The following is a 25925-nucleotide window of genomic DNA, read 5'->3' as shown; positions in this document are numbered from 1 at the left end:
GGGTCGTTAGCTCAGTTGGTAGAGCAGTTGGCTTTTAACCAATTGGTCGTAGGTTCGAATCCCACACGACCCACCATGTTCGGCTCCAGTAGCCATAAAAAAAGCGTCCATTGGACGCTTTTTTTATGCCTGCAAGAAAGTATCCCTGTAGTCGCTGCCGAGGCACGAAGGCTGCGATGCGTGTAACGCGCAACATACTACGTAGCGCAGTGATGCCTTCGCAGCCTTCGTTCGTCGACAGCGACTACAAGGCTTCAGCTCGCGCTTTTCGCCTTGTCATCCGCGTCCTGAAGATCCTGCAGCGCGGCTGAATACTGATCCGCTTCTGCCTTGGGCACCATCTGCCATGACGGCTTGCGCAACGCATAGAAGATAAACGGCGGCACGCCTGCCACGATCAATCCCAGCAACAAAATCCCCGCATATTCAAAGAACGGCATGCTGCTGAAGCTGTTGGGCGGTATAAAGCCGAAAATCAGCGCCACGCAGGTTGAAAACAAGCCCAAATAGCACCAGCCATGCAGCCCCTTGAGTACATAGCCACGTTTTACATTGGGCTGTGTTTTGCGCAACTTCATGGCCGCCATAAACATAAATACGTAAATGATCAGGTACATCAGCGCCGCCATCGCACTGATCATCCAGAAGGCATCGGATACGTTGTCGAGAAAGATGTAAATCGTCGACAGCAACGTGACGATAATGGCCTGTAAATACAGAATGTTTTTTTGCACGCCTTTTTTATTCACTTCCTGCATGACAGGTGGAAGCATCCCGGCCTTGCCGACAAACAGCAGGCCCGTGGACGGCCCGGCAGTCCAGGCCAGTACCCCGCCCAATGCACCGATAATCAGCAATATGGCCATGATCGGGGTTGCCCACGGCATGTCGAAGCCCTGGAAGAACGCCGCATAAGCCTGGATAACCCCGGCAGTGAGGCTGGTTGAGTCAGCAGGTACTACTAGCGAAATCGCCACCGTAGGCGGGATAAACACCAGCAGGATCATAAAGAAGGCCAACAGAATCGCCCGGGGCATTTCCTTTTGCGGGTTACGCAGTTCGCGGGCATGAATGGCGTTCATTTCAATACCGGCAAACGCCAGGAAGTTACTCACAATCAGAACCAGGCCGGTGACGGCGCCGGTAAATTCCTGCCAGAAGTCCGGGTGCAGGTTGCGTGACCCGGATTTGACCGTGGAGTGAGTATCGAAAATGGCCGGAATCAAGGCATCCCAGGTCAATGGGGTGGCTGATTTATGCCCCAGAACCAGCCAGGCCACGCCGAGCAAAACCAGCAGCGCGGCGGGTAATGCGGTGCCCAGCAGCATGAACCATGAAGTCAGTTTCGACAGTGCGGTCAGCCCGTTAAGGGCCACAAATGTCGATAGCCAGTACAAAACGATGATGACAGCAGCGGTAAATACCCCGCTTTTGGCCAGTTCCGGGTTGATCAGATAGGCCATGGTGCTGGCGCCAAACCCGAGCACGATCGGGTACCAGACCACCACTTGCACCCACATGAACCACATGATGAAAAAACCGGGGCGGTCGCCGTAGGCTTGCCTGACCCAGCCATAAATCCCGCCATTCCAGCCTGTGCCCAGTTCAGAGGCGACCAGGGATACCGGAATGAAAAACAGCAGGGCCGGGATGACATAGAGAAAAACCGAACCCAGGCCATAGACGGCCATGCTGGGCAACGAGCGAATACTGGCAACAGCGGCAACCATCATGAAGCAGATGGTCAGCCAGGACATGTAGGTTTTAGCTTTGCTGGTAGTAGCCATAATTAGTCCGCCCCCTTACGCGAATTCGTGCAGCAGGCTCAGATTGAGCGTGCGGCTCAGGTATTCAGCGGCCAGTTGGCCGCGAACGCTGTTACCGGCCACATCCAGCGGCGGGGCAAAGGCGGCGATGGCGCACACGCCCGGAACCACAGCCAGAATCCCGCCGCCGACCCCGCTCTTACCCGGCAAGCCGACTTTGTAGTACCAGTCCCCCGTGGTGTCATACAGGCCATTCAAGGTCATTTCAGAGAGGATTGGCGCCACGTTGCTGGCCCGAACCGCGCGTTTGCCGGTAATCGGGTTGACGCCACCATTGGCCAGGGTTGCGCCCATGGTCACCAGGTCATGGCAGGTGATTGCTACGGAACATTGACGGGTGTAGACGGCGCACACTTCCATCGGGTCGGCGTACATATAACCGTAACTTTGCAACAGCCAGGCAATGCCACGGTTGTGCTGATTGGTCTTGGCTTCGGATTGATACACCTCGTCGTTGACCGTCAGCTCGCGCCCGGCGAAGAGGTTGTAGGTCCCCTGGATCTGGTCCCAGCGAGCTTGCGCCGTATCGGCCTCAAGCAAGCTGACAGTTGCCATGGCCCCTGCATTGACAAAAGGGTTGAGCGGTCGGCCCTTGTGCAGTTCGAGGGCGATCACCGAGTTGAACGGTTCGCCGGTAGGGTCGCAACCGATCTTGCTGCGCAAGGCTTGCGGTCCTACTTCATCGAGCACGTGGGCGAGGGTGAATACCTTGGAAATCGATTCAATGGCGAAGGCATATTCGGTGTCGCCCACCTCGGCATGGGTGCCGTCGCAGAACATGATGCTGATGCCGAAAAGATGGGATGGCACTGAGGCCAGGTAAGGAATGTAGCTGGCGTTTTTGCCGTGCTGATTGCTGGCAAACCGTTGCAGGGCTTGGTCCAGCGCCTGTTTTACCGTGGTGTCGACGGTCGTGGGTCTTTGCTTCATCGTGCTCGCTCCGTGAGTACTTTCAAGATCCGAGACTATAGATCGGAAAATGCACGATGGTCGGAAATCGGACGGCAGACCTCAAATGCTTGTCTATGCTGGCTGGGCCGAAGCTGAGCCAGAGTTGCAAGGGCGGGCTCACAGGTTGACCACTACTCAAGGAGAGTTCATATGGCACTGCACCGTATCAAGCGCAACAAGGACGTCGACCCCGTGTTTGGTTCTTCCGCGCTGGCTCATGCCGCTGCGATCAAGCTGTTCCCCGAGTCTGAGCAAGCGCCGGGGGAGGTCTATCAGCTGGTTCACGATGAGTTGTATCTGGATGGTAACTCCCGGCAGAACCTGGCGACCTTTTGTCAGACCTGGGAAGAGGACGAGGTCCACAAGCTGATGGATCTGTCGATCGACAAGAACATGATCGACAAGGATGAATACCCGCAGTCTGCAGAGTTGGAAAACCGCTGTATTCATATGCTGGCGGACTTATGGCATTCGCCGGCGGCAGCCACCACCATCGGTACTTCCACTGTTGGCTCCAGCGAAGCCTGCATGTTGGGGGGGCTGGCTGCATTGTGGCGCTGGCGTGCGGTGCGCAAGGCGGCAGGCAAACCGACCAGTGCACCGAATATGGTGTGCGGCCCGGTACAGGTGTGCTGGCACAAATTTGCCCGTTACTGGGACGTAGAAATTCGTGAAGTGCCGATGTCCGAAGGGCATTGGTTTATGACGCCTGAAGACATGCTGGAGCGGGTCGACGAAAACACCATCGTCGTAGTACCGACCTTTGGCCAGACGTTCACCGGCTTATATGAAACCGTAAAACCGTTATCCGATGCCCTGGATGATCTGCAAAAAAGTACCGGCCTGAACGTTGACCTGCACGTCGACGGCGCCAGTGGCGCGATGTTGGCACCCTTTTGTGCACCGGACATTCTTAGGGATTTTCGCGTGCCGCGGGTCAAGTCGATCAGTACCTCCGGGCACAAGTTCGGCCTGGCGCCACTAGGTGCGGGCTGGGTGGTGTGGCGCGACGAGAAGGAGTTACCTGAAGGGCTGGTGTTCCATGTGAATTATCTGGGGGGCGACATGCCGACTTTCGCCCTGAACTTTTCACGTCCAGCCGGGCAGATCATCTCGCAGTACTACAACTTCTTGCGCCTGGGGCGCGAAGGTTATGAGCGTATTCATTCAGCCTGTTACCAGACGGCGCAGTTTCTCGCGGCTGAACTGGTCAAAGTCGGACCGTTCGAGATGCTCTATAACGGTGACCCGCAGTTGGGGATTCCGGCGTTGACCTGGCGTTTGAAACCGGGGGCGAAAACCTCTTACTCGCTCTATGACCTGGCAGACCGGTTGCGCACGCGTGGCTGGCTGGTGCCAGCCTACAGCTTGCCGGCGAACGTCGAGAATGTAGTGGTGCAGCGGATTCTGGTGAAGCAGGGCATGTCGATCGACATGGCCAAGCTGTTGTTGGAGGACTTTGTGCGCGCGGTGCAATTCTTTGACGAGCATCAGCCCCACGGCTTTAAAGGCCGTGAAGCCGAGGCGGGTAATCACGCAGGGCGCTGATTACGCGCCCCAGTAGTCGCACTTAGTGCAGTTTCAGGCGCGGCTCGGTGCCGCGTCCGATTCTGCTGCCCAGCATCAGCATCAAGGTGCGGAAGGTGCCGTACAGCGCCATTTGGTGCATGCGGTACAGCGAGATGTAAAACATGCGCGCCAACCAGCCTTCCAGCATTACGGTACCCATCAGGCTGCCCATCAAGTTACCCACAGCCGAAAAACTCGACAGGGAAATCAGCGAGCCGTAATCGCGGTAGGTGTAGTCCGGCAGCTGATTTTTACCTTCAATACGCAATTTCAGCGACTTGGCCAGCAACGACGCCTGCTGGTGAGCGGCCTGGGCGCGAGGCGGCACCAGCTTGTCGGTGCCAGGTTGCGGGCAGGCCGCACAATCGCCGAAGGCAAAGATATTGTCGTCACGGGTGGTTTGCAGGGTAGGGCGTACCACCAACTGGTTGATGCGGTTGGTTTCCAGCCCGGCAATTTCCTGCAAGAAACCTGGAGCACGAATGCCCGCAGCCCAAACCTTCAAACTTGCAGGAATCACCTGACCATCTTTGGTTATCAAACTGTCAGCTGTGACTTCGCTGACGGCGGAGTTGGTCAGCACCGTGACTCCGAGTTTTTCCAGGGTTTTATGCACAGGCCCGCCGATACGGTCCGGCAGGGCAGGCAATACCCGTGGGCCCGCTTCGATCAGGGTGATATGCATGTTTTCCGGCTTGATCCGGTCCAGGCCGTACGCTGCCAGTTCGTGGGCGGCATTGTGCAGTTCGGCAGCCAGCTCGACTCCAGTTGCGCCTGCGCCGACAATGGCCACGCTGATCTGTTCGAGCGTATCACTTTGCCCAGCGTGGGCACGCAGGTAGTGATTGAGCAGTTGCTGATGAAATTTCTCGGCCTGCTTGCGGGTATCGAGGAACAGGCAGTGTTCGGCCGCGCCTTTGGTGCCGAAGTCATTGGTGGTACTGCCCACCGCGATCACCAGGGTGTCGTAACCCAACTCGCGGGCAGGCACCAGTTCCTCGCCGTTTTCGTCGAGGGTTGCCGACAATGAGATCTTTTTCAGTTCACGATCCAGCCCGCTCATGCGCCCCAGCTGGAATTGAAAGTGATTCCATTTGGCCTGGGCGACGTAGTTGAGCTCGTCTTCCGATGAGTTCAGCGAACCGGCGGCGACTTCATGCAGCAGCGGTTTCCAGATGTGGGTCAGGTTGGCATCGACCAGCGTGACGCTGGCCTTGCCGCGCTTGCCCAGAGTCTTGCCCAGGCGGGTCGCCAACTCCAGGCCGCCGGCGCCGCCTCCGACGATAACAATACGATGGGTCATGGGTATCACTCACAAGGCTTGAAAAGAATTCTGTGCCTGAGCGCACTTGGGCGAGCGCAATGCAGCTCATAGCGCCAGGTAACTCAGGAGGCGGCTCAAAAGGCCCATGCCGATTACCGCGATCACCACCACCCCAAGGAGCAGCCAGGGCCTGAATGGCCGGCGCTCAACCTGGTTTTGCGGCAGTTGAAGGTACTCTTCGACACGCTTCAGATCATCGGGGTTCAGACGGCTGGGCATATTTTTGGCCTCGTCAAATAGACGTTGCAGGGTGTGTAAAAGCTACAGCATTGATCAACCGGGATGAAAAGAAGCATAGCCGTGCGGCCCCAATGGCTCGACCCGCAGTTCGTCGTTTAGACGAATGATCCCGCTTTCGATTACCCGGGCCGTGATCCCGCCATGGCCACGTACCGCCTGAAAAGTCCCCGGGCCCAGGCGTTGTTCCAGTCGCGCGCAAGGCTGACACCAGCCCGTGGTTTCGAGGATGGCCTGGCCAACTCTGAAGCGCCGGCCTTTGAGGCTGAACAGGTTAATCCCGCTGACCACCAGATTGCGCCGCAAATCCTGCGCCAAGATCGGTTGATTCACCGTGCGCCCCAGCAGCGAGCTGATAACAGCCAGATGTTCCCATTGTATCAGTGTCACCTGGCGGGCATTGCGGGCGCCGGGCCGGGCATGATCGCCGGTCAGTCCGGCTTCGCGGCGGGCTTCAACCGCTTCGAGTTCGAGCATGTCTGCCCGGGACTCGGGGCGCACGCCGATCCAGCACACGCGGCCGGTTTGTGGCACATCGGCAATAAGCGCCTGCAGCGGGCTCACAGGCTGATGCCCACATCAAAAATAATGCTGCGCCCCAGGTTGTTGCGTAAAAAGTCCGGTGCATCGGGTTGTGCAAACAGCACCCTGGCAAAGGTCGGGCCTACCAGCGACAGCGAACGCCAGCCCTGGCGCAGATATTCAGTCGGCGGTGGAAAGTGGCTGTTAAGGTCCAGTACCTCGCGCTTGAGGCTGGAAAACGCAATGATATCCAGCTGCCCCAAGTCGATATCGCGTTCTTTGTAGTTGGTGGCTTTTTTATGCAGGGTGGGGCCCAGGCGCTGCAACAGCTTGCTCGCCGGGATCCGTTTGGGCCGCGCTTCACGACGGACCAGCTGGCTCAGGGAATAGGCACTGCGCCTGCGCTGCAGTTCTGCGCGCCATTCATCGTTCAGGCGTCGGCCTTCATCGAGCACAAAGAACACTTCAAAGCGTGCATCGCCGAACAGCACGTCGGGAGGTTCCTGACCCGCCTGCAGGAAATCTTCACTGTGGTAGGGGATATTCAGGCCTTGCAGCAGGCGCTGGCAGACCCAACGCTCACGCTCCCATTTGCGGGCATTGGATAAAAAGGCATTGGCTTGCTCGGCCTGGATGGTGAGCAGGCGTAAATAATCTGAGTCGTCCATGCACGCAGCTTAGCCTTGAAACAGGTGTTACTGAAAGTCCGGGTGTAGACTCTGGCGCATTCAACAGGGAGGGTTGAGCGGTGTGTTTTAAACAGGCAGGGCAAGGCAGATGATAAGTACCCAGGTGTTATCCACACAAACGCTGGTGATCGGCTGGCTGATCTATGTTCCCGTTGTGCTGTGGGCCATCTGGCGCGCGCCCTGGGTTGAACTGTTTAGCGACACGCGTCGCCAGCACCTGTTGTTTGGCACGGTATTCGGGCTGTTTTTGCTGTGGCTGGTACGGCGCGACTTTGAAGGTGGGGTGTCGTATCACTTTATAGGCCTGACGGTGGTCACGTTGCTGCTCGACTGGCCGCTGGCGGTGGTCGGTGCACTTCTGGCGCAAGCCGGGCTGGTGTTGTTGGGTCGTCAGGATCTGACCGCCATGGGCGTCAATGGCGTGTTGCTGATTTTGTTGCCAATCGCCGTGACCGAAGGTTGTGCGCGCATGGTCGAACGGGCGCAGCCGCGTAATCCCTTTATCTATATCTTTTGTTCGGGTTTTTTTGCCGCAGCATTGGCGGCGTTGCTGTGCGTAGGGGCGGTGCTGGGTGTGTTGTGGCTGGACGGGTTGTTCGTCATGCCGTTCTGGCTGGAGGACTTTGTCGGCTATCTGTGGCTGATCATCTTTCCCGAAGCGTTTATCAACGGGATGCTGGTTACGGCACTTGTGGTGTTCTGCCCGGAGTGGCTTGAGACCTTTAACCGCACTCGCTACCTGGCGGCGCCATGGAAGGATGAAAACAAAGACCTGTAGTCGCTGCCGAGGCACGAAGGCTGCGAGCTCTTTTGCTCCGGTATCAGCATAAAGAGCTCGCAGCCTTCGTGCCTCGGCAGCGACTACGAAAGCTTGTCAGTGCAGGCGTTCGCTCAGGTCTTCCGAGAACAGATCATCTTCAGCATCTGGGCTGACCGGAATCTTGTGTTCCTCGCTGGCCCAGGCCCCCAGGTCGATCAGTTTGCAGCGGTCCGAGCAGAACGGGCGAAAAGCATTGGTGGTATCCCATTGCACGGCTGTGCCACAGGTAGGGCAGTCGATGGTCATGGGTTTGGTCATGGTTGGCCTCCACGTAAAGTTAAATAAAAGTGATGCAGGCGCTCGACTTCAGTCTGCAGCGTCTTCAGATCCTTGTCATTGACCAGCACATCGTCAGCGTGGAGAAGGCGGTCTTCGCGGCTGGCCTGTGCCTTGAGAATGGCCTGGACTTGCTCTTCGCTGGTGTTGTCGCGCAGCAGGGTGCGCTGCATCTGCAATGCTTGTGGTGCATCGATCACCAGTACACGTTGGGTTGTGGTGTACTGGCCGGACTCGATCAGCAGCGGCGAAACCAGAATGGCGTAAGGCGATTGTGCCTGCGCCAGATTGTTCGCGATCTCTTCACGAATCAGCGGGTGCAGCAGTGCCTCAAGCCAGCGTCGTTGCTCGGGGTCGGTAAAAATCAGGTGGCGCAATGCGCCGCGATTGAGTTGCCCGTTGGCTTGCAGCACCTGCGCGCCAAAGTGTTCGGCAATTCTGGCCAGCGCCGGGCGCCCCGGCTCAACGACCCAGCGCGCCGCATGATCGGCGTCCACCACATGTATGCCCAGCGCGGCAAAGTGCTCGGCAGCGGCACTTTTGCCACTGCCGATACCGCCGGTAAGCCCGAGAATCCAGGGTTTGGAGGGTGGAGTCATCACGTCAAACCGAAATCTGCCAATAGAGGCCGGTTATTTGACCACCCCAGAGCAATGCAATCCAGCCGGCAATTGCCAGATACGGTGCAAAGGGGATCGGCGTGCTGGTTCTGGCCCGCCGTAAGGCCAAAAGCCCAACCCCTGCAGCGGCCCCCAGCAGTGAAGACAGGAGGATGGTCAGCGGCAAAACCGCAACCCCGCCCCAGGCCCCGAGCACGGCCAGTAGCTTGAAGTCGCCGTAGCCCATACCGTCCTTGCCGGTGATCAGTTTGAACATCCAGAACACCGACCACAGGCTTGCATAACCCAGCGCCGCGCCCCATACGGCCTGCTCCAGAGTGGTGAACAGGGAGAAGCTGTTGAGCAACAAGCCCAGCCAGAGCAGAGGAAAAACCAGGAAGTCAGGCACGATTTGATGCTCGGTATCGATCAGGCAAATAGCGAATAACCCCCAGGTCAGCAGAAGCATCCAGCACGCCTGGGCGCCAAAACCAAAATGCCAGGCGACAAAAGCCGATAATGCCGCGCAGGTCAGCTCCGTCAGGGGGTAGCGCAGGCCAATAGCACTTTTGCAGTGCGAGCACTTGCCACGCAAAAACAGGTAGCTCAGTAGCGGAATGGTTTCCCGGGCGCGCAACGAATGTCGGCAATTGGGGCAGTGGGAGCGCGGGTGCAGCAAGTTATACACAGGGCCCTTGGTCAGCTCGGGCAAGTCCAGCACATCGCGGGCCTGGGCCTGCCAGTCCTGTTCAAGCATTTTGGGCAAGCGCCACGCCAGCACACTTATAAAACTGCCTGCCAGCAAGCCGAGTATCAGGGCGCAGACGATAAAAGCGTCGGGGTGACGGTTCAGCAAGTCAATCATGCTCAGATTACCCGGCCCAGGTTGAATATCGGCAAGTACATGGCGATGACCAGTCCGCCAACCATGACTCCAAGTACCACCATGATTATCGGCTCCAGCAACGTTGTCAGGTTGTCGACCAGTGTGTCGACCTCGCTTTCATAATAGGTGGCAACCTGCTCAAGCATGCAGTCCAATGTGCCGGATTCTTCGCCAATTGCTGTCATCTGAATTGCCATGCCCGGGAATACTCCGGCAGCGGCCATGGCCACATGGATCTGGCTACCCGTTGCAACCTGCTTTTTCAACCGTAGCACTGCGTCTTTGTACAGGCTATTGCCAGTGGCGCTGGCTACGGAGTTCAGTGCTTCGAGCAATGGCACTCCGGCAGCCAGGGTCGTTGATAGCGTGCGGGCAAAGCGGGCCATGGCTGACATATGTAGCAGATTGCCCATGACGGGCAGCTTTAGCAGCCAGCGATCAATGCGCTGGCGCCAGGTTGCGCAGTGTTTGTAGCGATGGCGAAGACCGGCAAGGGTAATGCCGCAAAATAACAGCAGCCACAGGCCATTTGCCTGGAGGCCATCAGACAAGCTGATCACCCATAAGGTAAGCACAGGCAGTTGCGCGTCGAATGAGCGGAAAACGCCCTGGAACTGCGGCACCACTTCGATCAACAAAATGCCGCACACCACTAGCGCCACTACGAGGACGGCGCTGGGGTAGGTCATGGCTTTTTTGATTTTCTTTTTCAGAGCGGCGGTCTTTTCCCTGTAGGTCGCCACCCGTTGCAGCAATACGTCCAGAGCCCCGGCCAGCTCGCCAGCTTCGACGAGGCTGCAAAACAGCGGATCGAAATATGCCGGTTTTTTGCGCAGCGCCGCCGACAGACTGGTGCCTGCGCCGATGTCCTGTTGGAGTTCCGAGACCTGCTGGCGCATGGCACGGCCCTCGAAACCGTTGGCGATAACCTCCAGAGCTTGCTGCAAGGCAATACCCGCGCTGATCAGGGTCGCCAGCTGGCGGGTGAACAGGGTGATATCCAGTGCCGTGACAGATTTGCCCGCATTGAATGTGTGACCGCAATGGCGGCGGATTTTACTAACGGTAATACCTTGGCGGCGTAGTTGGACCCGAATCATGGCGTGGTTGTCAGCCGTGATTCGCCCGCAGGTTTTAATGCCATTTCGATCGGTACCCTCCCACCGGTAAAGGTTGTTTTTAACGGCCTGTGTTGCCATGCATCGATCCTTGGAGCGCTACGCGCCCGGCTGTGCTGTAAGCCCAAAGACTAGATGCACCGAACCTTGGCCCGGCAAGTTGAGAGTGACCAAAAGTGTCAGCGATGCAGTTGTGGAGCAACAGCCCACTAACCTTGATAGCCTGTGCGCACTTTTTTGCCTGCACAGCACTGCCTGGCACCAGTGGGTGCCCCTTTTCAGGAGACTTCATGTGAAACAACAACAAGGCTTCACCCTGATCGAACTGATGATTGTGGTTGCAATCATCGGTCTGATTGCTTCGTTCGCATTTCCGGCCTACCACGACCATGTGATGAAGACCCGTTTTGCCGAGGTGAACACCATCAGCAACACTTACAAGACAGCTGTCGCCCTGTGTTACAGCCAGACCAATGACCTGATGGCCTGTGATGCGGGCACCAATGGCATCCCGGGGCCGGCCGAAGCCACGGAAAACCTGGCAGCGGGCATGACGGTGGTCGATGGTGTGATTACCATGGCGGGGACCCAGGCAGCAGGCGGTTGGGTCAGCGTATTGGTGCCTACCCCGGGCAATTCGGGTAGCACCCTGATCTGGACGCAAAACGGCACTTGCCTGGCCAGCGGTGCTTGCAAATAGCCAGTAGTTGTTGCAATGCCGAGTGTGTGGAGCCTGCTCGCCAGAGACTTGAGAGCATCGCGATGAGCTAACGACTTTCGTGATCAGGCTCGCTCCCCAAATGGCACGCATGGGGCAATTGCCGGGTTTTGCCTGCGGTGCTAGTTTTAAAGGTACCGCCGGTGTAGCTCAGTCGGTAGAGCAGCGCACTCGTAACGCGAAGGTCGCAGGTTCGATTCCTGTCTCCGGCACCATTTCTAAAGCCATCCGGTCAATGCCGGGTGGTTTTTTTCGGTTCTGGCGCAGCGCCAGGCACATTGACGTCCGAAAATGGCGAGAATCGGCCAAAGCGCGATGCTATTCTGCGGCCCATGACCCCAGATAACAGCCTGTCCACACCCAGCACCGCAGCCTGCGAAATCGCTCGCCTGAGCCGCGATGCGCGATTTGACGGGGTGTTTTTTACTGCCGTGCTCAGCACCCGGATCTACTGCCGTCCCGTGTGCCCGGCCCGTGCGCCAAAAGCCGAAAACGTGGTCTATTACCCCAGCGCAGCAGCGGCTCAGGCCCAAGGCTTTCGCCCCTGTTTGCGTTGTCGGCCCGAGCTGGCACCGGGCAATCAGTTTTGGCTGCAGGGCGAGCATCTGGTGTCGCGAGCCTTGAAGCTTATTAACGAGGGTTACCTGGCCGAGCACTCCCTGGAAGGGTTGGCCGAGCGCTTGAATATCGGTACGCGGCAATTGCGCCGCCTGTTTGTTCAGTATCTGGGGGCGCCGCCGATGGCCGTGCATTCCACCCAGCGTCTGCTGTTTGCCAAGCAACTGTTGACCGAAACCGACCTGTCGATCACTGAGGTGGCAATGGCGTCCGGCTTTGGTAGCCTGCGTCGTTTCAATGCGGCCTTTGCCGAAGCCAATCATGCTGAACCCCGTGCCTTCAGGCGCAGCCCTAAAGCCCGGGAAGACAAGGCGCTGGTGTTGCGCTTGGGGTATCGCCCGCCTTATGACTTCGCGGCCTTGCTGGGATTTTTGCAGACCCGGGCCTTGCCCGGTATCGAACAGGTCGATGAGCACAGTTATCAGCGAGTGTTTGGCAGTGCGGATGCCCCCGGCTGGCTGAGGGTCAGTGCCTGGCCAGGTGAGCAACATGCATTGCAACTGGAACTGCGCAATGTGCCGCCGGGGCAGATGCTGGCGGTGGTCACGCGGATCCGGCGCATGTTCGATCTGGATGCCGACCCGCTGGCTATCGCCCGTACCTTGAGCGCCAGTTCGCTGCTGGCACCTGTGATCGGGCGTTATCCGGGGCTGCGCTTGCCGGGTGGCTGGGACGGTTTTGAAGTGGCGGTGCGGGCCGTACTGGGGCAGCAAGTCAGTGTGGCTGCAGCACGCACCCTGGCCAGTCGAATCGTGCAGCGTCATGGCATTGCCATTGAAGCCGACAAGGGCTCGGGGCTGGATCGGCTGTTTCCCGGCCCCGAGCAGCTGGCGCAAGCTGATCTTGGGCAAATGGGCATTACCCAGGCGCGGATCAACACGATTCAGGGCATAGCCCGCGCTCTTGCACAGGGACGCGTCGACTTCGCCGTGGAGCAACCCCTGGAACGTTTTATCGAGCGTTGGGTGCAATTGCCCGGCATTGGCGAATGGACTGCACATTACATCGCCATGCGCGTGCTCAAACACCCGGATGCGTTCCCGGCTGCCGATCTGATTCTGCGCCGCGAAGCCAACCCCCAGGGTGAGCCGTTAAGCACTAAAGCGCTGCAGGCACTGGCTGAAAGCTGGCGCCCGTGGCGGGCCTATTCCGTGATGTATTTATGGCGCGCAGCTACCGATTCGGCAACTGCCCGCAAGGGGTGAACATGACGCAGATTTACTACGAACAAATGCCATCACCGATTGGGCCGCTGTTTCTGGTCGCTGATGATGAAGGGTTGCGCGAAGTGCGTTTCGAGCTGGATCGCCGGCCCCATGCACCCCAGGATGGGTGGGTGCATTCGCCACAAAAGCTCGCCGAAGTTCGACGTCAGCTGGAGGAATATTTTGCGGGTGAGCGTCAGACGTTCGACCTGTTTCTCAAGCCGCTAGGCACCGATTTTCAGCAGTCGGTATGGCAGGCCCTGACCACCATTCCCTACGCGGTGACCACCAGTTACGGCCAGATTTCACAGCAGATCCATCGGCCCAAGGCGTCTCGGGCAGTGGGGGCGGCGAACGGGCGCAATCCGATCCCGATCATCATCCCGTGCCATCGGGTGATTGGCAGCAATGGCACCTTGACCGGTTTTGCCGGAGGTCTGGCAGCCAAGCAATGGCTGTTGGGGATGGAGGCAGCGACAAGTTTCAAGCTACAAGCAGCAACTGTGCGGTAACTCCGCCTTGCAGCTTGCAGCTCTGGCTAGAGGCTCAAGCGCATCGACAGATCCACGGCCTTCACATCCTTGGTCATGGCGCCAATGGAGATGTAGTCCACGCCGGTTTCGGCGATCGGGCGCAAGGTCGACTCGTTGATACCGCCGCTGGCTTCCAGCATGGCCTTGCCCGCATTCAGGCGCACCGCTTCGCGCATGTCCTCCATGCTCAGTTCGTCGAGCATGATGATATCCGCGCCTGCTGCCAGCGCTTCTTTCAGTTCTTGCAGGCTTTCCACTTCGATTTCAACCGGCTTGCCCGGGGCTATCTTGTGCGCGGCACTGATGGCTTGCGCGATACCGCCGCAGGCCGCGATATGGTTTTCCTTGATCAAGAATGCGTCATACAGGCCAATACGGTGATTGTGGCAGCCACCGCAGGTCACCGCGTATTTCTGCGCCATACGCAAACCCGGCAGGGTTTTGCGGGTGTCCAGCAGTTTGACCTGAGTGTCGGCCACCTGATCCGCGAGGTGCTGGGCATGGGTGGCGACGCCTGACAGCATTTGCAGAAAGTTCAGCGCGCTACGTTCACCGCTGAGCAGCGAGCGGGCCGGGCCTTCAAGGTGGAACAGTACCTGGTTGGGGCTCACGCGCTCGCCATCGGCGACCTGCCAATGCACGGCAACCCGTGGATCAAGCTGGCGAAACACAGTGTCGACCCAGGCTGTACCGCTGATCACAGCCGCTTCACGGGTAATGATCGTGGCTTTGGCCAGGCGCTCGGCCGGGATCAGCCGTGCAGTGATATCGCCGCTGCCAATGTCTTCGGCTAACGCACGGCGTACGTTGGCTTCGATTTCGGCAGTGAGGTCGGCCAAGCGTAAATTCGGCATAACGAGCTCCACAAACAAAGTGCGCCGATTATAGGGGCATGCCACCGGTGAACCCAAGGTGTGCGAAGAGTCACATGCAAATACCTGCAATGTGCTGTTTTCGGCACTTTGAGCATTAATTTGCACCTGCATTCATTCAAATGAAGAGTCCGCTGGTACAAGCGCCATCTTTTACAAGATAATCCGCCTTGCAATTGGCGCCATAGCTTTGACGTGATGCCATTGCCCTAAATTTCGATTTACCGGCCGGTGCCCAATGCACTCGCTGGTTTCTGTTAGTGAGCGGCAAAAATGGCTCTGACCACGCGCGTTCACTGGCAAGCGAAGAAACCCTTCAGGGAGGCCAGGATGCAAAATGACGGGAAAGTGGGGCCTGCGCACAGGACCGCCACGGAGTTGGCGATGCACTCGCCGCTTGCCCGCCTGCCTGTGATCCTGCTGCAGGTTCATGACAAGGCTGCCCAGCAGCTCAGAAACGATCTGCAGGTGCTGTTTGAAAACGCTGACGCCACCCTCTTCAAAATGGCAGACAAGGCGCAGAACAATACCGAGCAAAGTCTTTTTTTTGAGGCCATGCGTGATGTGCGGCTTAAACGCAAAAGCATTGAGCGCGGGTTTCTTGAACGTCTGTTTGAAGCCTTTGTCCGGCTGACCCAGCCCGATGTGAGTGAGCCAGCCCTGCCGGGAATTGCTCCGGTGCAAGCGGTGTTCTCGTTGATGGCCAATGATCTTGAGCGCACTCAAGTCACTCATGCGATGGTGACGCGGGTGCTGACCCGCAGCCAGTTGGCCTTGTGCCAGTTGAGCACGCGCCTCAATACCCTCAGCTGTGTGCCGCTGGATGAGCACAACAACCCGCTGGGCCCGGCGATGCTATGTGAGTATTTTTTGCAGGCCAAGCGCGACCGGGGCATGGATATCAAGGTCAAGCTGATCATGATGCGCTTGTTCGAAAAGTACCTGCTTGACCAGACCGGGCAACTGTACGCCGATGCCAACCAGCTATTGATCGCCACGGGGGTGCTGCCTGATCTGTCTGACCGGGCTTCGTGCTGCGCCGCCAAAGTGGGCGTCCATGCGCAAGCATTGCCGGAGGCCAGCGAAGACGCGAGCAAGCTGGTGGGGCTTATATTTGAGTACATCCGCGATGACAGCAATCTCTCGCAACCGTTGCGCAATTTGCTGGCGCTTCTGCGTGAGCCGATGCTGCAGATCGCCCAATGCGATCAGAATTTTTTCAGCTGTGACAGCCACCCGGCCCGACGCCTGCTCAACGTGATGGCCGATGCTGCCATCGGTTGGGATGCCTGTACCGATAGCCGCAACGACCCGCTCTATCGCAAGGTCGAGCATGTAGTGCTGCAGTTGACCCGCTATGCGGGCAATAACCCGGCGTTGCTTGAATCCTTGTTGCATGACTTTTCGATATTTACCCGCGGTGAGCGCAGTCGCGCCGAGTTGCTTGAACAACGCACCCGCGACGCCGAGCAGGCGAGCCGCCGTTTGGCGCAGCAACCCGATCCGGTACAGCCCTGGCCATTGCCTGCACTCGACGAACAGGGGCATCTGGGCTTGCTGTTGGTCAGCCAGTTACGTATTGGCAGCTGGATCGAGTTGCAGGAAGAGGACAGCACGCGCCTGCGTTGCAAGCTGATTACGATTCTGGAGCCGGACGGAACGCATATTTTTGTAAACCGTATCGGGGCCAAGGTACTGGAAAAGAGCCGCAACGATTTAATCGTGCAACTGCGCAATGGCACTATCCTGCTGGTCGATGACCGCCTGTTGATCGATCGGGCGCTGGAGTCGGTGATAGACAGTTTGCGTCAGGCTGGCGGGGAGTAATCGCGCAGAGCGCAGATTGCTCCCCATCGATGCGCACATCGCGGCATACTGGGCCTTTGGTTTTGCCTGTTGAAGGAGCCTGTATGCAAATGGACCCCGCGAGCGGCTGGTTTCAAGGCGTGCGCCATTGCCCGTCACCCAACTTCAATGCGCGCCCGGGCGATGAAATCTCCCTGCTGATCATTCACAACATCAGCTTGCCGCCGGGGCAGTTCGCCACCGGCAAGGTTCAGGCGTTCTTCCAGAATCGACTGGACGTCACAGAACATCCTTTTTTTGAAGGCATCAGTGCCCTGCGCGTGAGTGCACATTTTCTGATCGAGCGTGACGGCACGGTTACCCAGTTTGTCTCCTGTTTTGATCGCGCATGGCATGCTGGCGTTTCGACCTTCGAAGGACGTGAGGCCTGTAATGATTTTTCTCTGGGCATTGAGCTTGAGGGCACCGATGAGCTGCCTTTTACGGATGCCCAATATCAGGCCCTGACAGCCTTGAGCCGGCAGTTGCAGATACAATTCCCTGCGATTACCCGGCACAGGATCTGTGGCCATAGCGACGTGGCGCCAGGGCGCAAGACGGACCCGGGGCCGGCTTTTGACTGGATGCGTTTTCGCAGCGCGTTGCAGCACACAGGAGAGAAGCAATGAGTTTTGTGGTGTTACTGCTGGCGATTCTGGTCGAGAAATTCTCGGGGTTGCGTCAGCGTCTGCAGCGTGATGGCGGCTGGTTGCGCGAGCTGCACAAGCTTGAAACCAGCCCAAGGCTTGGCAGCAAGCCATGGTGGGTGCTGTTTATCCTGATTGCCTTGCCTGCGGCAGTGCTGGGTTTGCTGCTGGTCGTACTGCATCCGGTGGCTTATGGCCTGCTGGCATTGCCGATCCATCTGCTGGTGGTGATCTACAGCCTGGGCCGTGGAGATTTGCTGGGTGGACTTGGGCCGTTTCGTGATGCCTGGCGTCGTGGTGATTTGCAGGCCGCAGCCCATGTTGCCGAGCGTGACCTGAGCATAAAAGCGGACAGCGGCGAGCAATTGCTGGAGAACGTTCAGGGGCATTTGTTGTGGCAGGCCTACCAAAGCTTCTTTGCGGTGATTTTCTGGTACTTCCTGCTGGGGCCGGTGGCGATCTTGAGCTATCGCCTGCTGGCCCTGGCGCAGGAGCACAGCCAGAACCCGGCGCTGGTTGAACGTGCCGGGCAATTGCGCCATGCCTTTGACTGGTTGCCGGTGCGGTTGCTGGCGGCGAGTTTTGCCCTGGTGGGTAATTTTGCGGCGGTCAGCCGGGTGATGTTGCATGAGTTGCTGAGCTGGGACATCAGCGCTGCACAGTTGATCAACAAGGCCGGTTGTGCGGCCGCAGAAATTCCTGCACCCCAGGTCGGGCCTGAGGGCGTGAGCAGCCTCGACACCCTGTGGGCTTTGCTGTTGCGGGCGGCGGTGCTTTGGTATGCGTGCTTCGCGGTGTGGGCGTTGTTGCTCTGATAGCAAACGATCCCTGTGGATGTTCTGTAGCCGCTGACGAGCCGTGCGAGGCTGCGTTCGAGCGCGAAGCGGTCGCAAACCCTGTAAACGCGGTATGACCGAATCACCGGGGTGGCATGGTTTTACGACTGCTGCGCAGCCGAACGCAGCCTCGCACGGCTCGTCAGCGGCTACAGGTCTGGGGCCAGCCAAAGACTTCGCAGGCATTGGCTGTTGTCGCCTTTGCCAATTGCTCGGGGCTGATGCCCATTAGCTCGGCCAGCGCCCGGCAAATATCGGGCAGGTGTTGCGGGCTGTTGCGCTGGTTGGGGTACATGGCCGGGGCCATGTCGGGGGAGTCGGTTTCCAGCACTATGGCGTCCAGTGGCAGGTCGGCGATCACTTTGCGCAGACGCAAGGCCTGTGGCCAGGTCGCGGCGCCCCCCAGGCCCAACTTGAAACCCAGCTTTATATATTCGCGGGCTTCCTCTCGACTGCCGGCAAATGCATGCACAATCCCGCCGCGCTGTAGCTTGAAGCGCTTGAGGGTGGCAATCACCTGCGCGTGGCTGCGTCGAACATGGAGCAGGGCGGGCAGCTTGAAATCAGCAGCCAATTGCAATTGTGCGTCGAACAACTGTTGCTGGCCCTCGCGGTCAAGCTCGGGCAGAAAGTAGTCCAGGCCGATCTCACCCACGGCACACACCTGCGGGTGCCCTGCCAGGCGGCTCAACCATTGCTCCAGTTCCAGCACATGCGCCGGGCAATGCTCGTTGAGGTACACCGGGTGCAGGCCAAACGCGGCATATAGCTGGCTGTCGGTTTGGACCAGATCCCACACGCGCTGCCAATTGCTCTGATAGACCCCCAGCACCACCATCTTCTCAACTCCCAGCGCCCGGCTGCCTGCCAGTAGTTGCGAGCGGTCGGCGTCAAAGTCCGGGAAGTCGAGGTGGGTGTGGGTGTCGATCAGTTGCATACTCAGGCCTGATGGATGCGCTGTTTGAAGTTACGGGCAATGGCATGGATGCCGGGCACGTAGATCTGCTCTTCAATCGCTGCCAATGCCAGGTTAAGGGCTGTTTCGGCGATCAGCTTGTGTTGCTGGCCCATTGCATTGACAGGCAGCGGCAGGAAATCCAGCAACTGTGTGTCACCAAAGGTGGCCAGGCGCAATGGCGGGCGCTGGGTCGGGTGCTCCAGCAACGCGTCGAACATACCCTGCAGCAGTACATAGGAGGTGGTGATCAAGGCCTCGGGGAAGTGACCCTGGCGTGCCAGCAGATCATCAATGATGCGTCGCCCGCATTCGCGGCTGAATGCGCTGCCGTGTTCGATCAGGACTTCGCCCTTGAACCCTTCAACCGCTTGTTTGAAGCCCGCTTCACGGGCCTGGCTGACGCTCAGTTCAGGGCGCGCACCAATCAATACAATCTGGCGCGGCAATGGCTGCAGCAGGCTGCGGGTCAGTTGCAGGCTGGCTTCGCAGTCGTCACTGATGACCGAGCAAAAACGCTCCGGCTCCAGGGTCCGGTCAATGGCAATGATCGGCATGCCCAGGTCTTGCAACTGGCGGTAGCTGTCATCGTCTGCAGGCAAGCAACTGGCCACGAACAGGGCATCGCAGCGACGGGCGCGGAACAGCTTGAGCAATTGGCGCTCGCTGTCGGGCGCATCGTCGGAGCTGGCGATCAGCAGCTGATAGCCGCGGGCACGGGCACCTTGTTCAAGCTGCTTGGCCAGGCGCGCATAACTGGGGTTTTCCAGATCCGGCAGGATAAACCCCAAGGTGCGCGTATGTCGGCTGCGCAGCCCGGCTGCCTGCGGGTTGGGCGTAAAGCCGTGCTCCTCAACCACCGCACGTACGCGCTCGACCGTGCTGCTGCTGATGCGCTGCTGTTCGGCTTTTCCATTGATGACATAGCTGGCAGTCGTTACGGAAACACCTGCCAATTGAGCGATATCACTGAGTTTCACGCCGAAAATTCCTTATTTTTTGTAGTACATGTCGACATTCTGGCCAATCCTAACCGATAAAGGCAGCCGACCATCGTCTGCCATGGGTGTGCTGTATTTATTTGCGACATCTGCCCGCTGCCGCCAGGCAATACGACACGTTGGACTTCAAGCGCGGGCAATTATGCAGTAACGTGCCGGGTATTCTTGATTAAACGTTTCAGCCTTCGTATTTAAAGGCCCTGATCCCGGTAGTGATGTGCTTGCCACGCCTTCAACTGACGCAGTCCGGGATGAGCGACCTAAGCTGACTTAATTCAAAACAATACCGGGTGCCATTGAGCGCCGGAAAGGAGAATGCATGCTTGAGCTCACCATAGAGCAGATATCCATGGGCCAGACGGCTGTGGACAAGTCTGCGGCGCTGCAATTGCTTGCCGATAAACTGGTTGCCGACGGCCTGGTGGCCGAAGGTTATCTGAGCGGCTTGCAAGCGCGTGAGGCTCAGGGCTCGACCTTTCTGGGCCAGGGCATCGCCATCCCCCACGGCACTCCTGAAACCCGCGAGCTGGTATTTACCACGGGCGTGCGTTTGCTGCAGTTCCCCGAAGGGGTGGATTGGGGCGATGGCCAGATGGTGTATCTGGCGATTGGTATTGCGGCCAAGTCCGACGAACATTTGCGCTTGCTGCAACTGCTGACCCGTGCCCTGGGCGAAACCGATCTGGGCGAGGCCCTGCGCCGCGCGAGCTCTGCCGAGGCTTTGCTCAAATTGCTGCAGGGCGCCCCGCAGGAGCTGGCGCTGGATGCGCAGATGATTGGCCTGGGCGTTTCTGCCGACGATTTTGAAGAGCTGGTATGGCGCGGCGCACGTCTGTTGCGCCAGGCCGATTGCGTGAGCAATGGCTTTGCTGCCGTGTTGCAACAAGTCGATGCGTTGCCGCTGGGTGATGGCCTGTGGTGGCTGCACAGCGAGCAAACCGTCAAGCGTCCGGGTCTGGCGTTTGTGACCCCGGACAAACCGATGCGTTATCTGGGCCAGCCGCTGAGCGGCCTGTTTTGCCTGGCCAGCCTGGGCGAAGCGCATCAGGCCTTGCTGGAGCGTTTGTGCGCGCTGCTGATTGCCGGTCGCGGCCATGAGCTGGGCAGTGCCACCAGCCGTCGCGCGGTACTGGAAGTGCTGGGCGGTGAGCTGCCTGCTGACTGGCCAAGTGCCCGTATTCCCCTGGCCAACGCCCACGGTCTGCATGCGCGGCCGGCCAAGGTACTGGCGCAGCTGGCAAAAAGTTTCGACGGCGAAATTCGCGTGCGGATCGTCGATGGCCAGGATTCGGCCGTCTCGGCCAAGAGCCTGAGCAAACTGCTGAGCCTGGGCGCGCGTCGCGGTCAGGTGCTGGAATTTGTTGCCGAGCCGAACATCGCCAATGATGCGCTGCCTGCCCTACTGGCTGCGGTCGAGGCCGGCCTGGGCGAAGAAGTCGAGCCGTTGCCGGCGTTAGCCGACACCGTGCCAGCGGTGGCCGACATTGCCACGGTACTCACCGCTCCTGCGGCTGGCAGCACGGTGCAGGCGATTGCCGCCTCGCCCGGCATTGCCATCGGCCCGGCTCATATACAGGTGTTGCAAACGTTCGATTACCCGCTGCGTGGCGAGTCTTCCGTGGTCGAGCGAGAGCGCCTGCAAAAAGCCCTGAGCGAAGTGCGCAAGGACATTGAAGGCCTGATTACGCGTAGCCAGTCCAAGGCCATTCGCGAGATTTTCATCACCCACCAGGAAATGCTCGATGATCCGGAGCTGACCGATGAAGTGGATTCGCGGCTCAAGCAGGGTGAAAGCGCTGAAGCGGCGTGGATGTCGGTGATCGAGGCCGCTGCGCGTCAGCAGGAGTCCTTGCAGGATGCGCTGCTGGCCGAGCGGGCAGCCGACCTGCGGGATATTGGCCGCCGTGTGCTGGCCCAGTTGTGTGGTGTCGAAACCCCGGCCGAGCCTGATGAGCCTTATGTGCTAGTGATGGATGAGGTCGGCCCTTCGGATGTGGCACGCCTTGATCCGGCACGCGTGGCGGGCATCCTGACTGCCCGTGGCGGTGCGACGGCGCATAGCGCGATTGTCGCCCGCGCGCTGGGCATTCCGGCCCTGGTCGGCGCGGGCGAAGCCGTGCTGTTGCTGGCTCCGGGCACGGAGTTGTTGATCGATGGTCAGCGCGGTCGTCTGCATGTGTCCCCTGACGCAGATGCCTTGCAGCGCGCCACGCAAGAGCGCGACAGCCGTGAGCAGCGTCTGCTGGCAGCCTCTGCCCAGCGCCACGAGCTGGCCGTGACCCGGGATGGCCACGCGGTTGAGGTATTTGCCAATATCGGCGAAAGCAAAGGCGTCGCCACGGCAGTGGAGCAGGGTGCCGAAGGCATTGGCCTGCTGCGCACCGAACTGATTTTCATGGCCCATTCGCAAGTGCCGGACGAGGCGACTCAGGAAGCCGAATACCGTCGAGTCCTCGATGGTCTGGCCGGTCGCCCGCTGGTGGTGCGCACGCTGGACGTGGGCGGCGATAAACCGCTGCCGTACTGGCCGATCGAGAAAGAAGAAAACCCGTTTCTGGGTGTACGTGGCATTCGTCTTACCCTGCAACGTCCGCAAGTCATGGAAAGCCAGTTGCGTGCCTTGCTGCGCTCGGCTGACAACCGTCCGCTGCGCATCATGTTCCCGATGGTGGGCAGTGTTGCTGAATGGCGTGCCGCACGCGACATGACCGAGCGCCTGCGCCTGGAAATTCCGGTGGCTGACCTGCAATTGGGGATCATGATCGAAGTCCCGTCCGCCGCCTTGCTGGCGCCAGTGCTGGCCAAGGAAGTGGACTTTTTCAGCGTCGGCACCAACGACCTGACCCAGTACACTCTGGCCATCGACCGTGGTCACCCGACCTTGTCGGCCCAGGCCGACGGCCTGCACCCGGCGGTGTTGCAACTGATCGACATCACCGTGCGTGCCGCCCATGCCCACGGCAAATGGGTCGGCGTATGCGGCGAACTGGCGGCCGACCCGCTGGCTGTGCCGGTACTGGTCGGTCTTGGGGTGGACGAGCTGAGCGTTTCGGCGCGTAGCATCCCCGAGGTCAAGGCGCGGGTGCGCGAATTGAGCATGGAACGTCTGAAAACCCTGGCCGCCGAGGCGTTGAGCGTTGGCAGCGCGGATGACGTGCGTGCATTGGTGGAGGCGCTCTGATGGCCCGTATTCTGACCGTTACCCTTAACCCGGCACTGGATTTGACGGTGTGCCTTGGTCATCTGGAGCCGGGCGAGGTCAATCGCAGCCCGCAGATGCTGACCCACGCCGCCGGCAAGGGCCTGAACGTCGCCCAAGTGCTGGCTGATCTGGGCCACACGCTGACCGTCAGCGGCTTTTTGGGCGAGGACAATGCGCAAGCGTTCGATGCCCTGTTCAAGCGTCGCGGCTTTGTCGATGCCTTTGTCCGCGTGCCGGGTGAAACCCGCAGCAATATCAAGCTGGCCGAAGACGATGGCCGCGTCACCGACCTTAACGGGCCGGGGCCGCAGGTGGGCGCACAGGCGCAGCAAACCTTGCTCGATACCCTTGAACGCATTGCTCCCGGCCATGACGCGGTGATCGTGGCCGGCAGCTTGCCCCGAGGCGTCAGCCCGCAATGGCTGCACAATCTGCTGCTGCGCCTTAAGGGCATGGGCCTGAAAGTGATCCTGGACACCAGCGGCGAGGCCTTGAAACAGGGGCTGGCAGCGGGGCCATGGTTGATCAAGCCCAACACCGAAGAACTCAGTGATGCCCTGGGCAGCGATATCAGCAGCCTTGCTGCGCAGATTGCTGCGGCGTCGCGCTTGCAGGCACAGGGCGTTGAGCATGTCGTTATTTCCCACGGTGCAGAAGGCGTGAACTGGTTCAGCCGCGCACCAGCCTTGCAGGCGTTGCCGCCCAAGGTCAGCGTTGCCAGCACGGTGGGTGCAGGCGACTCGCTGCTGGCGGGCATGGTCCACGGTTTGCTCAGCGGCCATAGCCCCGAGCAGACCCTGCGCACCGCCACGGCCATTGCGGCAATGGCCGTTACCCAGATTGGATTTGGTATCAGCGATGCGGCGCGATTGGCGACGCTCGAAAGTGGCGTTCGCGTTCGCCTCCTGACAGAAGAATAAAAGGAAATCACATGAAATTAGCCATTGTGACGGGCTGCCCCAACGGCATGGTGACCAGCGTGCTGTGTGCCCGCCTGCTTGATGCTGCGGCGCAGCGTCAGGGCTGGAGCACCAGCGTTGAAGTCCACGACCCCAAGCACCCTGAGCGTCAGTTGTCGGCGGCGACCATCGACGAAGCCGAGTGGGTGCTGCTGGTCAGCAGCACGCCGCTGGATATGCAGCGTTTTATCGGCAAGCGTGTGTTCCAGAGCACCCCGGCCCAGGCCCTGCAAGATGTAGAAGCGGTGTTGCAGCGTGGCGTGCAGGAGGCCGAGGTCTACGTTGCACCTGCGCCAACGGCTGCAGTTGAAAACACGCAGAAAGCTCCAAAAATCGTCGCCATCACCGCTTGCCCGACAGGTGTGGCCCACACCTTTATGGCAGCCGAAGCCTTGCAGCAAGCGGCCAAGCGCTTGGGCTACGACTTGCAGGTCGAGACCCAGGGCTCGGTAGGGGCGCGCAACCCGTTGAGCGCCGAAGCCATCCGCGATGCCGATGTGGTGTTGCTGGCGGCAGATATCGAAGTGCCGACCGAGCGTTTTGCCGGCAAGAAAATCTACCGTTGCGGCACCGGTATCGCCCTCAAACAGGCCGAAGCCACGCTGAACAAGGCGTTGAGCGAAGGCCGGGAGGAGAGCGCTGCCGCTGCGGGCGGGGCGCCTGCCAAGCAAGAAAAGACCGGCGTCTACAAACACCTGCTGACGGGCGTGTCCTTTATGCTGCCGATGGTGGTGGCGGGCGGTTTGCTGATCGCGCTGTCCTTCGTGTTTGGCATTGAAGCTTATAAAGAGCCTGGCACGCTGGCGGCGGCGCTGATGCAGATCGGTGGTGACGCTGCCTTCAAACTGATGGTGCCGTTGTTGGCGGGTTACATCGCTTACTCGATTGCCGACCGCCCAGGCCTGGCGCCGGGGATGATCGGCGGGCTGTTGGCGAGCACCTTGGGGGCCGGGTTTATCGGCGGGATCATTGCCGGATTTATCGCCGGTTACTGCGCCAAGGCGATCAACCGCTATGCGCGCCTGCCGCAAAGCCTTGAAGCGTTGAAACCGATTTTGATCATCCCGTTGTTCGCCAGCCTGTTTACCGGTCTGGTGATGATTTACGTGGTGGGCAAGCCGGTTGCCGGAATGCTTGAAGGCCTGACCCACTTCCTTGACAGCATGGGCACCACCAACGCCATCCTGCTGGGTGTATTGCTGGGCGGGATGATGTGCGTTGACCTGGGCGGGCCGATCAATAAAGCCGCCTATGCGTTTTCGGTGGGGCTGCTGGCCTCGCAAAGTTATGCACCGATGGCGGCCACAATGGCGGCTGGCATGGTGCCGCCGATCGGCTTGGGCATTGCCACATTCCTGGCGCGCCGCAAGTTCGCCCAGACTGAGCGCGAGGCTGGCAAGGCTGCGCTGGTGCTGGGGCTGTGCTTTATTTCTGAAGGTGCAATCCCGTTTGCTGCCAAAGACCCGCTGCGGGTTATTCCGGCGAGCATCGTCGGTGGCGCGTTGACGGGGGCATTGTCGATGTACTTTGGCTGCAAGCTGATGGCACCGCACGGTGGTTTGTTTGTGCTGTTGATCCCGAATGCGATCAACCATGCGCTGCTGTACTTGCTGGCGATTGTGGCAGGTAGCTTGCTGACGGCGGTGGTGTATGCGCTGATCAAGCGGCCGGAGCCGGTTGAAATGGCGCTGGAGACGGCCAAAGCCGCTTAAGTCAA

General features: G+C 59.4%; 24 protein-coding genes and 2 tRNA genes. 13 read left to right on the top strand and 13 right to left on the bottom strand.

Annotation, left to right across the window (positions count from 1 at the left end):
• Positions 1-76: transfer RNA gene (locus CJU81_RS21065), tRNA-Lys, on the top strand.
• Positions 77-254: 178 nt separating this feature from the next.
• Here CJU81_RS21065 and CJU81_RS21060 read toward each other — a convergent pair.
• Together CJU81_RS21060 and glsA are read right to left on the bottom strand one after the other, a co-directional pair.
• Positions 255-1787, bottom strand: coding sequence for an amino acid permease (locus tag CJU81_RS21060; protein WP_095030435.1), 1533 nt, complete (start codon positions 1785-1787; stop codon positions 255-257).
• 15 nt (positions 1788-1802) lie between these two features.
• Positions 1803-2756 (bottom strand): glutaminase A, encoded by a 954-nt coding sequence (gene glsA, locus CJU81_RS21055; RefSeq protein WP_095038108.1) that lies wholly within the window; start codon positions 2754-2756, stop codon positions 1803-1805.
• A 171-nt stretch (positions 2757-2927) separates the two neighbouring features.
• On the opposite strand from glsA, the gene CJU81_RS21050 reads away from it, so the two are divergent.
• On the top strand, positions 2928-4325 hold the full coding sequence (locus CJU81_RS21050) for a glutamate decarboxylase (RefSeq protein ID WP_095038107.1): 1398 nt from the start codon (positions 2928-2930) through the stop codon (positions 4323-4325).
• Positions 4326-4347: 22 nt separating this feature from the next.
• Here CJU81_RS21050 and CJU81_RS21045 read toward each other — a convergent pair whose 3' ends face one another.
• The 4 genes from CJU81_RS21045 to CJU81_RS21030 all read right to left on the bottom strand — a co-directional run bounded on the left by CJU81_RS21045 (position 4348) and on the right by CJU81_RS21030 (position 7097).
• On the bottom strand, positions 4348-5649 hold the full coding sequence (locus tag CJU81_RS21045; protein WP_095038106.1) for an NAD(P)/FAD-dependent oxidoreductase: 1302 nt from the start codon (positions 5647-5649) through the stop codon (positions 4348-4350).
• 66 nt (positions 5650-5715) lie between these two features.
• Positions 5716-5889 carry a DUF3094 family protein gene (locus CJU81_RS21040; protein ID WP_095038105.1) on the bottom strand — a complete coding sequence of 58 codons (174 nt, stop codon included), beginning with the start codon at positions 5887-5889 and terminating at the stop codon, positions 5716-5718.
• 54 nt (positions 5890-5943) lie between these two features.
• On the bottom strand, positions 5944-6471 hold the full coding sequence (locus CJU81_RS21035; protein WP_095038104.1) for an MOSC domain-containing protein: 528 nt from the start codon (positions 6469-6471) through the stop codon (positions 5944-5946).
• Positions 6468-7097 carry a DUF1780 domain-containing protein gene (locus CJU81_RS21030; RefSeq protein WP_088378953.1) on the bottom strand — a complete coding sequence of 210 codons (630 nt, stop codon included), beginning with the start codon at positions 7095-7097 and terminating at the stop codon, positions 6468-6470. The genes CJU81_RS21035 and CJU81_RS21030 overlap by 4 nt, the downstream gene beginning before the upstream one ends.
• A 109-nt stretch (positions 7098-7206) precedes the next feature.
• Between CJU81_RS21030 and CJU81_RS21025 the strand changes: the two genes are divergently transcribed.
• Positions 7207-7896, top strand: coding sequence for an energy-coupling factor ABC transporter permease (locus CJU81_RS21025; RefSeq protein WP_095038103.1), 690 nt, complete (start codon positions 7207-7209; stop codon positions 7894-7896).
• A gap of 96 nt (positions 7897-7992) precedes the next feature.
• Here the strand turns inward: CJU81_RS21025 and yacG are convergent, their stop codons facing one another.
• The 4 genes from yacG to CJU81_RS21005 are packed head-to-tail and all read right to left on the bottom strand — an operon-like array spanning position 7993 to position 10898.
• Entirely contained in the window at positions 7993-8196 is a 204-nt protein-coding gene (yacG, locus tag CJU81_RS21020; protein ID WP_016779444.1) for a DNA gyrase inhibitor YacG, read from the bottom strand.
• The gene (gene coaE / locus CJU81_RS21015; RefSeq protein ID WP_095038102.1) at positions 8193-8816 is read right to left on the bottom strand and encodes a dephospho-CoA kinase; all 624 of its coding nucleotides are present in this window, start codon (positions 8814-8816) and stop codon (positions 8193-8195) included. The genes yacG and coaE overlap by 4 nt, the downstream gene beginning before the upstream one ends.
• A 1-nt stretch (position 8817) precedes the next feature.
• Complete coding sequence (locus CJU81_RS21010) at positions 8818-9678, bottom strand: prepilin peptidase (RefSeq protein WP_095038101.1); 861 nt, start codon at positions 9676-9678, stop codon at positions 8818-8820.
• 2 nt (positions 9679-9680) lie between these two features.
• Positions 9681-10898: a type II secretion system F family protein gene (locus tag CJU81_RS21005; protein WP_095038100.1), complete on the bottom strand. Its 1218-nt coding sequence runs from the start codon at positions 10896-10898 to the stop codon at positions 9681-9683.
• Between the two features lie 211 nt (positions 10899-11109).
• On the opposite strand from CJU81_RS21005, the gene CJU81_RS21000 reads away from it, so the two are divergent.
• The 4 genes from CJU81_RS21000 (at position 11110) to CJU81_RS20985 (ending at position 13870) form a co-directional block, all read left to right on the top strand.
• Entirely contained in the window at positions 11110-11517 is a 408-nt protein-coding gene (locus tag CJU81_RS21000; protein WP_095038099.1) for a pilin, read from the top strand.
• 157 nt (positions 11518-11674) lie between these two features.
• Positions 11675-11750: transfer RNA gene (locus CJU81_RS20995), tRNA-Thr, on the top strand.
• A 117-nt stretch (positions 11751-11867) separates the two neighbouring features.
• The gene (locus CJU81_RS20990) at positions 11868-13358 is read left to right on the top strand and encodes a DNA-3-methyladenine glycosylase 2 (protein WP_095038098.1); all 1491 of its coding nucleotides are present in this window, start codon (positions 11868-11870) and stop codon (positions 13356-13358) included.
• Positions 13359-13360: 2 nt separating this feature from the next.
• Complete coding sequence (locus CJU81_RS20985; protein ID WP_095038112.1) at positions 13361-13870, top strand: methylated-DNA--[protein]-cysteine S-methyltransferase; 510 nt, start codon at positions 13361-13363, stop codon at positions 13868-13870.
• 26 nt (positions 13871-13896) lie between these two features.
• Here CJU81_RS20985 and nadC read toward each other — a convergent pair whose 3' ends face one another.
• On the bottom strand, positions 13897-14745 hold the full coding sequence (gene nadC, locus CJU81_RS20980) for a carboxylating nicotinate-nucleotide diphosphorylase (protein ID WP_095038111.1): 849 nt from the start codon (positions 14743-14745) through the stop codon (positions 13897-13899).
• 402 nt (positions 14746-15147) lie between these two features.
• Between nadC and CJU81_RS20975 the strand changes: the two genes are divergently transcribed.
• From CJU81_RS20975 to ampE, 3 genes are all read left to right on the top strand, one after another.
• A complete protein-coding gene (locus CJU81_RS20975) occupies positions 15148-16590 on the top strand; it encodes a DUF1631 family protein (RefSeq protein WP_441007426.1) in 1443 nt (480 codons plus the stop codon).
• A gap of 83 nt (positions 16591-16673) precedes the next feature.
• Positions 16674-17237, top strand: a complete 564-nt coding sequence (gene ampD / locus CJU81_RS20970) for a 1,6-anhydro-N-acetylmuramyl-L-alanine amidase AmpD (RefSeq protein ID WP_095038096.1) — start codon at positions 16674-16676, stop codon at positions 17235-17237.
• Positions 17234-18070: a regulatory signaling modulator protein AmpE gene (gene ampE / locus CJU81_RS20965; RefSeq protein WP_095038095.1), complete on the top strand. Its 837-nt coding sequence runs from the start codon at positions 17234-17236 to the stop codon at positions 18068-18070. The genes ampD and ampE overlap by 4 nt, the downstream gene beginning before the upstream one ends.
• Positions 18071-18233: 163 nt before the next feature.
• Here ampE and CJU81_RS20960 read toward each other — a convergent pair whose 3' ends face one another.
• Together CJU81_RS20960 and cra are read right to left on the bottom strand one after the other, a co-directional pair.
• The gene (locus tag CJU81_RS20960) at positions 18234-19028 is read right to left on the bottom strand and encodes a TatD family hydrolase (protein WP_095038094.1); all 795 of its coding nucleotides are present in this window, start codon (positions 19026-19028) and stop codon (positions 18234-18236) included.
• A gap of 2 nt (positions 19029-19030) precedes the next feature.
• Positions 19031-20026, bottom strand: a complete 996-nt coding sequence (gene cra / locus CJU81_RS20955) for a catabolite repressor/activator (RefSeq protein WP_095030416.1) — start codon at positions 20024-20026, stop codon at positions 19031-19033.
• A 340-nt stretch (positions 20027-20366) separates the two neighbouring features.
• On the opposite strand from cra, the gene ptsP reads away from it, so the two are divergent.
• The 3 genes from ptsP to CJU81_RS20940 are packed head-to-tail and all read left to right on the top strand — an operon-like array spanning position 20367 to position 25920.
• Positions 20367-23228, top strand: a complete 2862-nt coding sequence (ptsP, locus tag CJU81_RS20950) for a phosphoenolpyruvate--protein phosphotransferase (protein ID WP_095038093.1) — start codon at positions 20367-20369, stop codon at positions 23226-23228.
• Complete coding sequence (gene pfkB, locus CJU81_RS20945; protein ID WP_095038092.1) at positions 23228-24169, top strand: 1-phosphofructokinase; 942 nt, start codon at positions 23228-23230, stop codon at positions 24167-24169. The genes ptsP and pfkB overlap by 1 nt, the downstream gene beginning before the upstream one ends.
• An 11-nt stretch (positions 24170-24180) precedes the next feature.
• Positions 24181-25920: a PTS fructose-like transporter subunit IIB gene (locus CJU81_RS20940; RefSeq protein ID WP_095038091.1), complete on the top strand. Its 1740-nt coding sequence runs from the start codon at positions 24181-24183 to the stop codon at positions 25918-25920.
• Positions 25921-25925: the final 5 nt, after the last annotated feature.

The organism is Pseudomonas fragi (genome assembly GCF_002269505.1).
GTDB lineage: Bacteria > Pseudomonadota > Gammaproteobacteria > Pseudomonadales > Pseudomonadaceae > Aquipseudomonas > Aquipseudomonas fragi_D.
This window is presented reverse-complemented; position numbering and strand designations above follow the sequence as displayed.

What these genes read in the sequence shown, in the direction of transcription:
- yacG (WP_016779444.1), bottom strand. Translation starts at nt 8,196, where the DNA reads ATGACCAAACCCATGACCATCGACTGCCCTACCTGTGGCACAGCCGTG.
- ptsP (WP_095038093.1), top strand. Translation starts at nt 20,367, where the DNA reads ATGCTTGAGCTCACCATAGAGCAGATATCCATGGGCCAGACGGCTGTG.
- CJU81_RS21010 (WP_095038101.1), bottom strand. Translation starts at nt 9,678, where the DNA reads ATGATTGACTTGCTGAACCGTCACCCCGACGCTTTTATCGTCTGCGCC.
- CJU81_RS21045 (WP_095038106.1), bottom strand. Translation starts at nt 5,649, where the DNA reads ATGACCCATCGTATTGTTATCGTCGGAGGCGGCGCCGGCGGCCTGGAG.
- CJU81_RS21030 (WP_088378953.1), bottom strand. Translation starts at nt 7,097, where the DNA reads ATGGACGACTCAGATTATTTACGCCTGCTCACCATCCAGGCCGAGCAA.
- glsA (WP_095038108.1), bottom strand. Translation starts at nt 2,756, where the DNA reads ATGAAGCAAAGACCCACGACCGTCGACACCACGGTAAAACAGGCGCTG.
- CJU81_RS20960 (WP_095038094.1), bottom strand. Translation starts at nt 19,028, where the DNA reads ATGCAACTGATCGACACCCACACCCACCTCGACTTCCCGGACTTTGAC.
- nadC (WP_095038111.1), bottom strand. Translation starts at nt 14,745, where the DNA reads ATGCCGAATTTACGCTTGGCCGACCTCACTGCCGAAATCGAAGCCAAC.
- pfkB (WP_095038092.1), top strand. Translation starts at nt 23,228, where the DNA reads ATGGCCCGTATTCTGACCGTTACCCTTAACCCGGCACTGGATTTGACG.
- CJU81_RS20975 (WP_441007426.1), top strand. Translation starts at nt 15,148, where the DNA reads ATGCACTCGCCGCTTGCCCGCCTGCCTGTGATCCTGCTGCAGGTTCAT.
- CJU81_RS20985 (WP_095038112.1), top strand. Translation starts at nt 13,361, where the DNA reads ATGACGCAGATTTACTACGAACAAATGCCATCACCGATTGGGCCGCTG.
- CJU81_RS20990 (WP_095038098.1), top strand. Translation starts at nt 11,868, where the DNA reads ATGACCCCAGATAACAGCCTGTCCACACCCAGCACCGCAGCCTGCGAA.
- ampE (WP_095038095.1), top strand. Translation starts at nt 17,234, where the DNA reads ATGAGTTTTGTGGTGTTACTGCTGGCGATTCTGGTCGAGAAATTCTCG.
- CJU81_RS21050 (WP_095038107.1), top strand. Translation starts at nt 2,928, where the DNA reads ATGGCACTGCACCGTATCAAGCGCAACAAGGACGTCGACCCCGTGTTT.
- CJU81_RS21025 (WP_095038103.1), top strand. Translation starts at nt 7,207, where the DNA reads ATGATAAGTACCCAGGTGTTATCCACACAAACGCTGGTGATCGGCTGG.
- ampD (WP_095038096.1), top strand. Translation starts at nt 16,674, where the DNA reads ATGCAAATGGACCCCGCGAGCGGCTGGTTTCAAGGCGTGCGCCATTGC.
- CJU81_RS21040 (WP_095038105.1), bottom strand. Translation starts at nt 5,889, where the DNA reads ATGCCCAGCCGTCTGAACCCCGATGATCTGAAGCGTGTCGAAGAGTAC.
- CJU81_RS20940 (WP_095038091.1), top strand. Translation starts at nt 24,181, where the DNA reads ATGAAATTAGCCATTGTGACGGGCTGCCCCAACGGCATGGTGACCAGC.
- CJU81_RS21005 (WP_095038100.1), bottom strand. Translation starts at nt 10,898, where the DNA reads ATGGCAACACAGGCCGTTAAAAACAACCTTTACCGGTGGGAGGGTACC.
- CJU81_RS21060 (WP_095030435.1), bottom strand. Translation starts at nt 1,787, where the DNA reads ATGGCTACTACCAGCAAAGCTAAAACCTACATGTCCTGGCTGACCATC.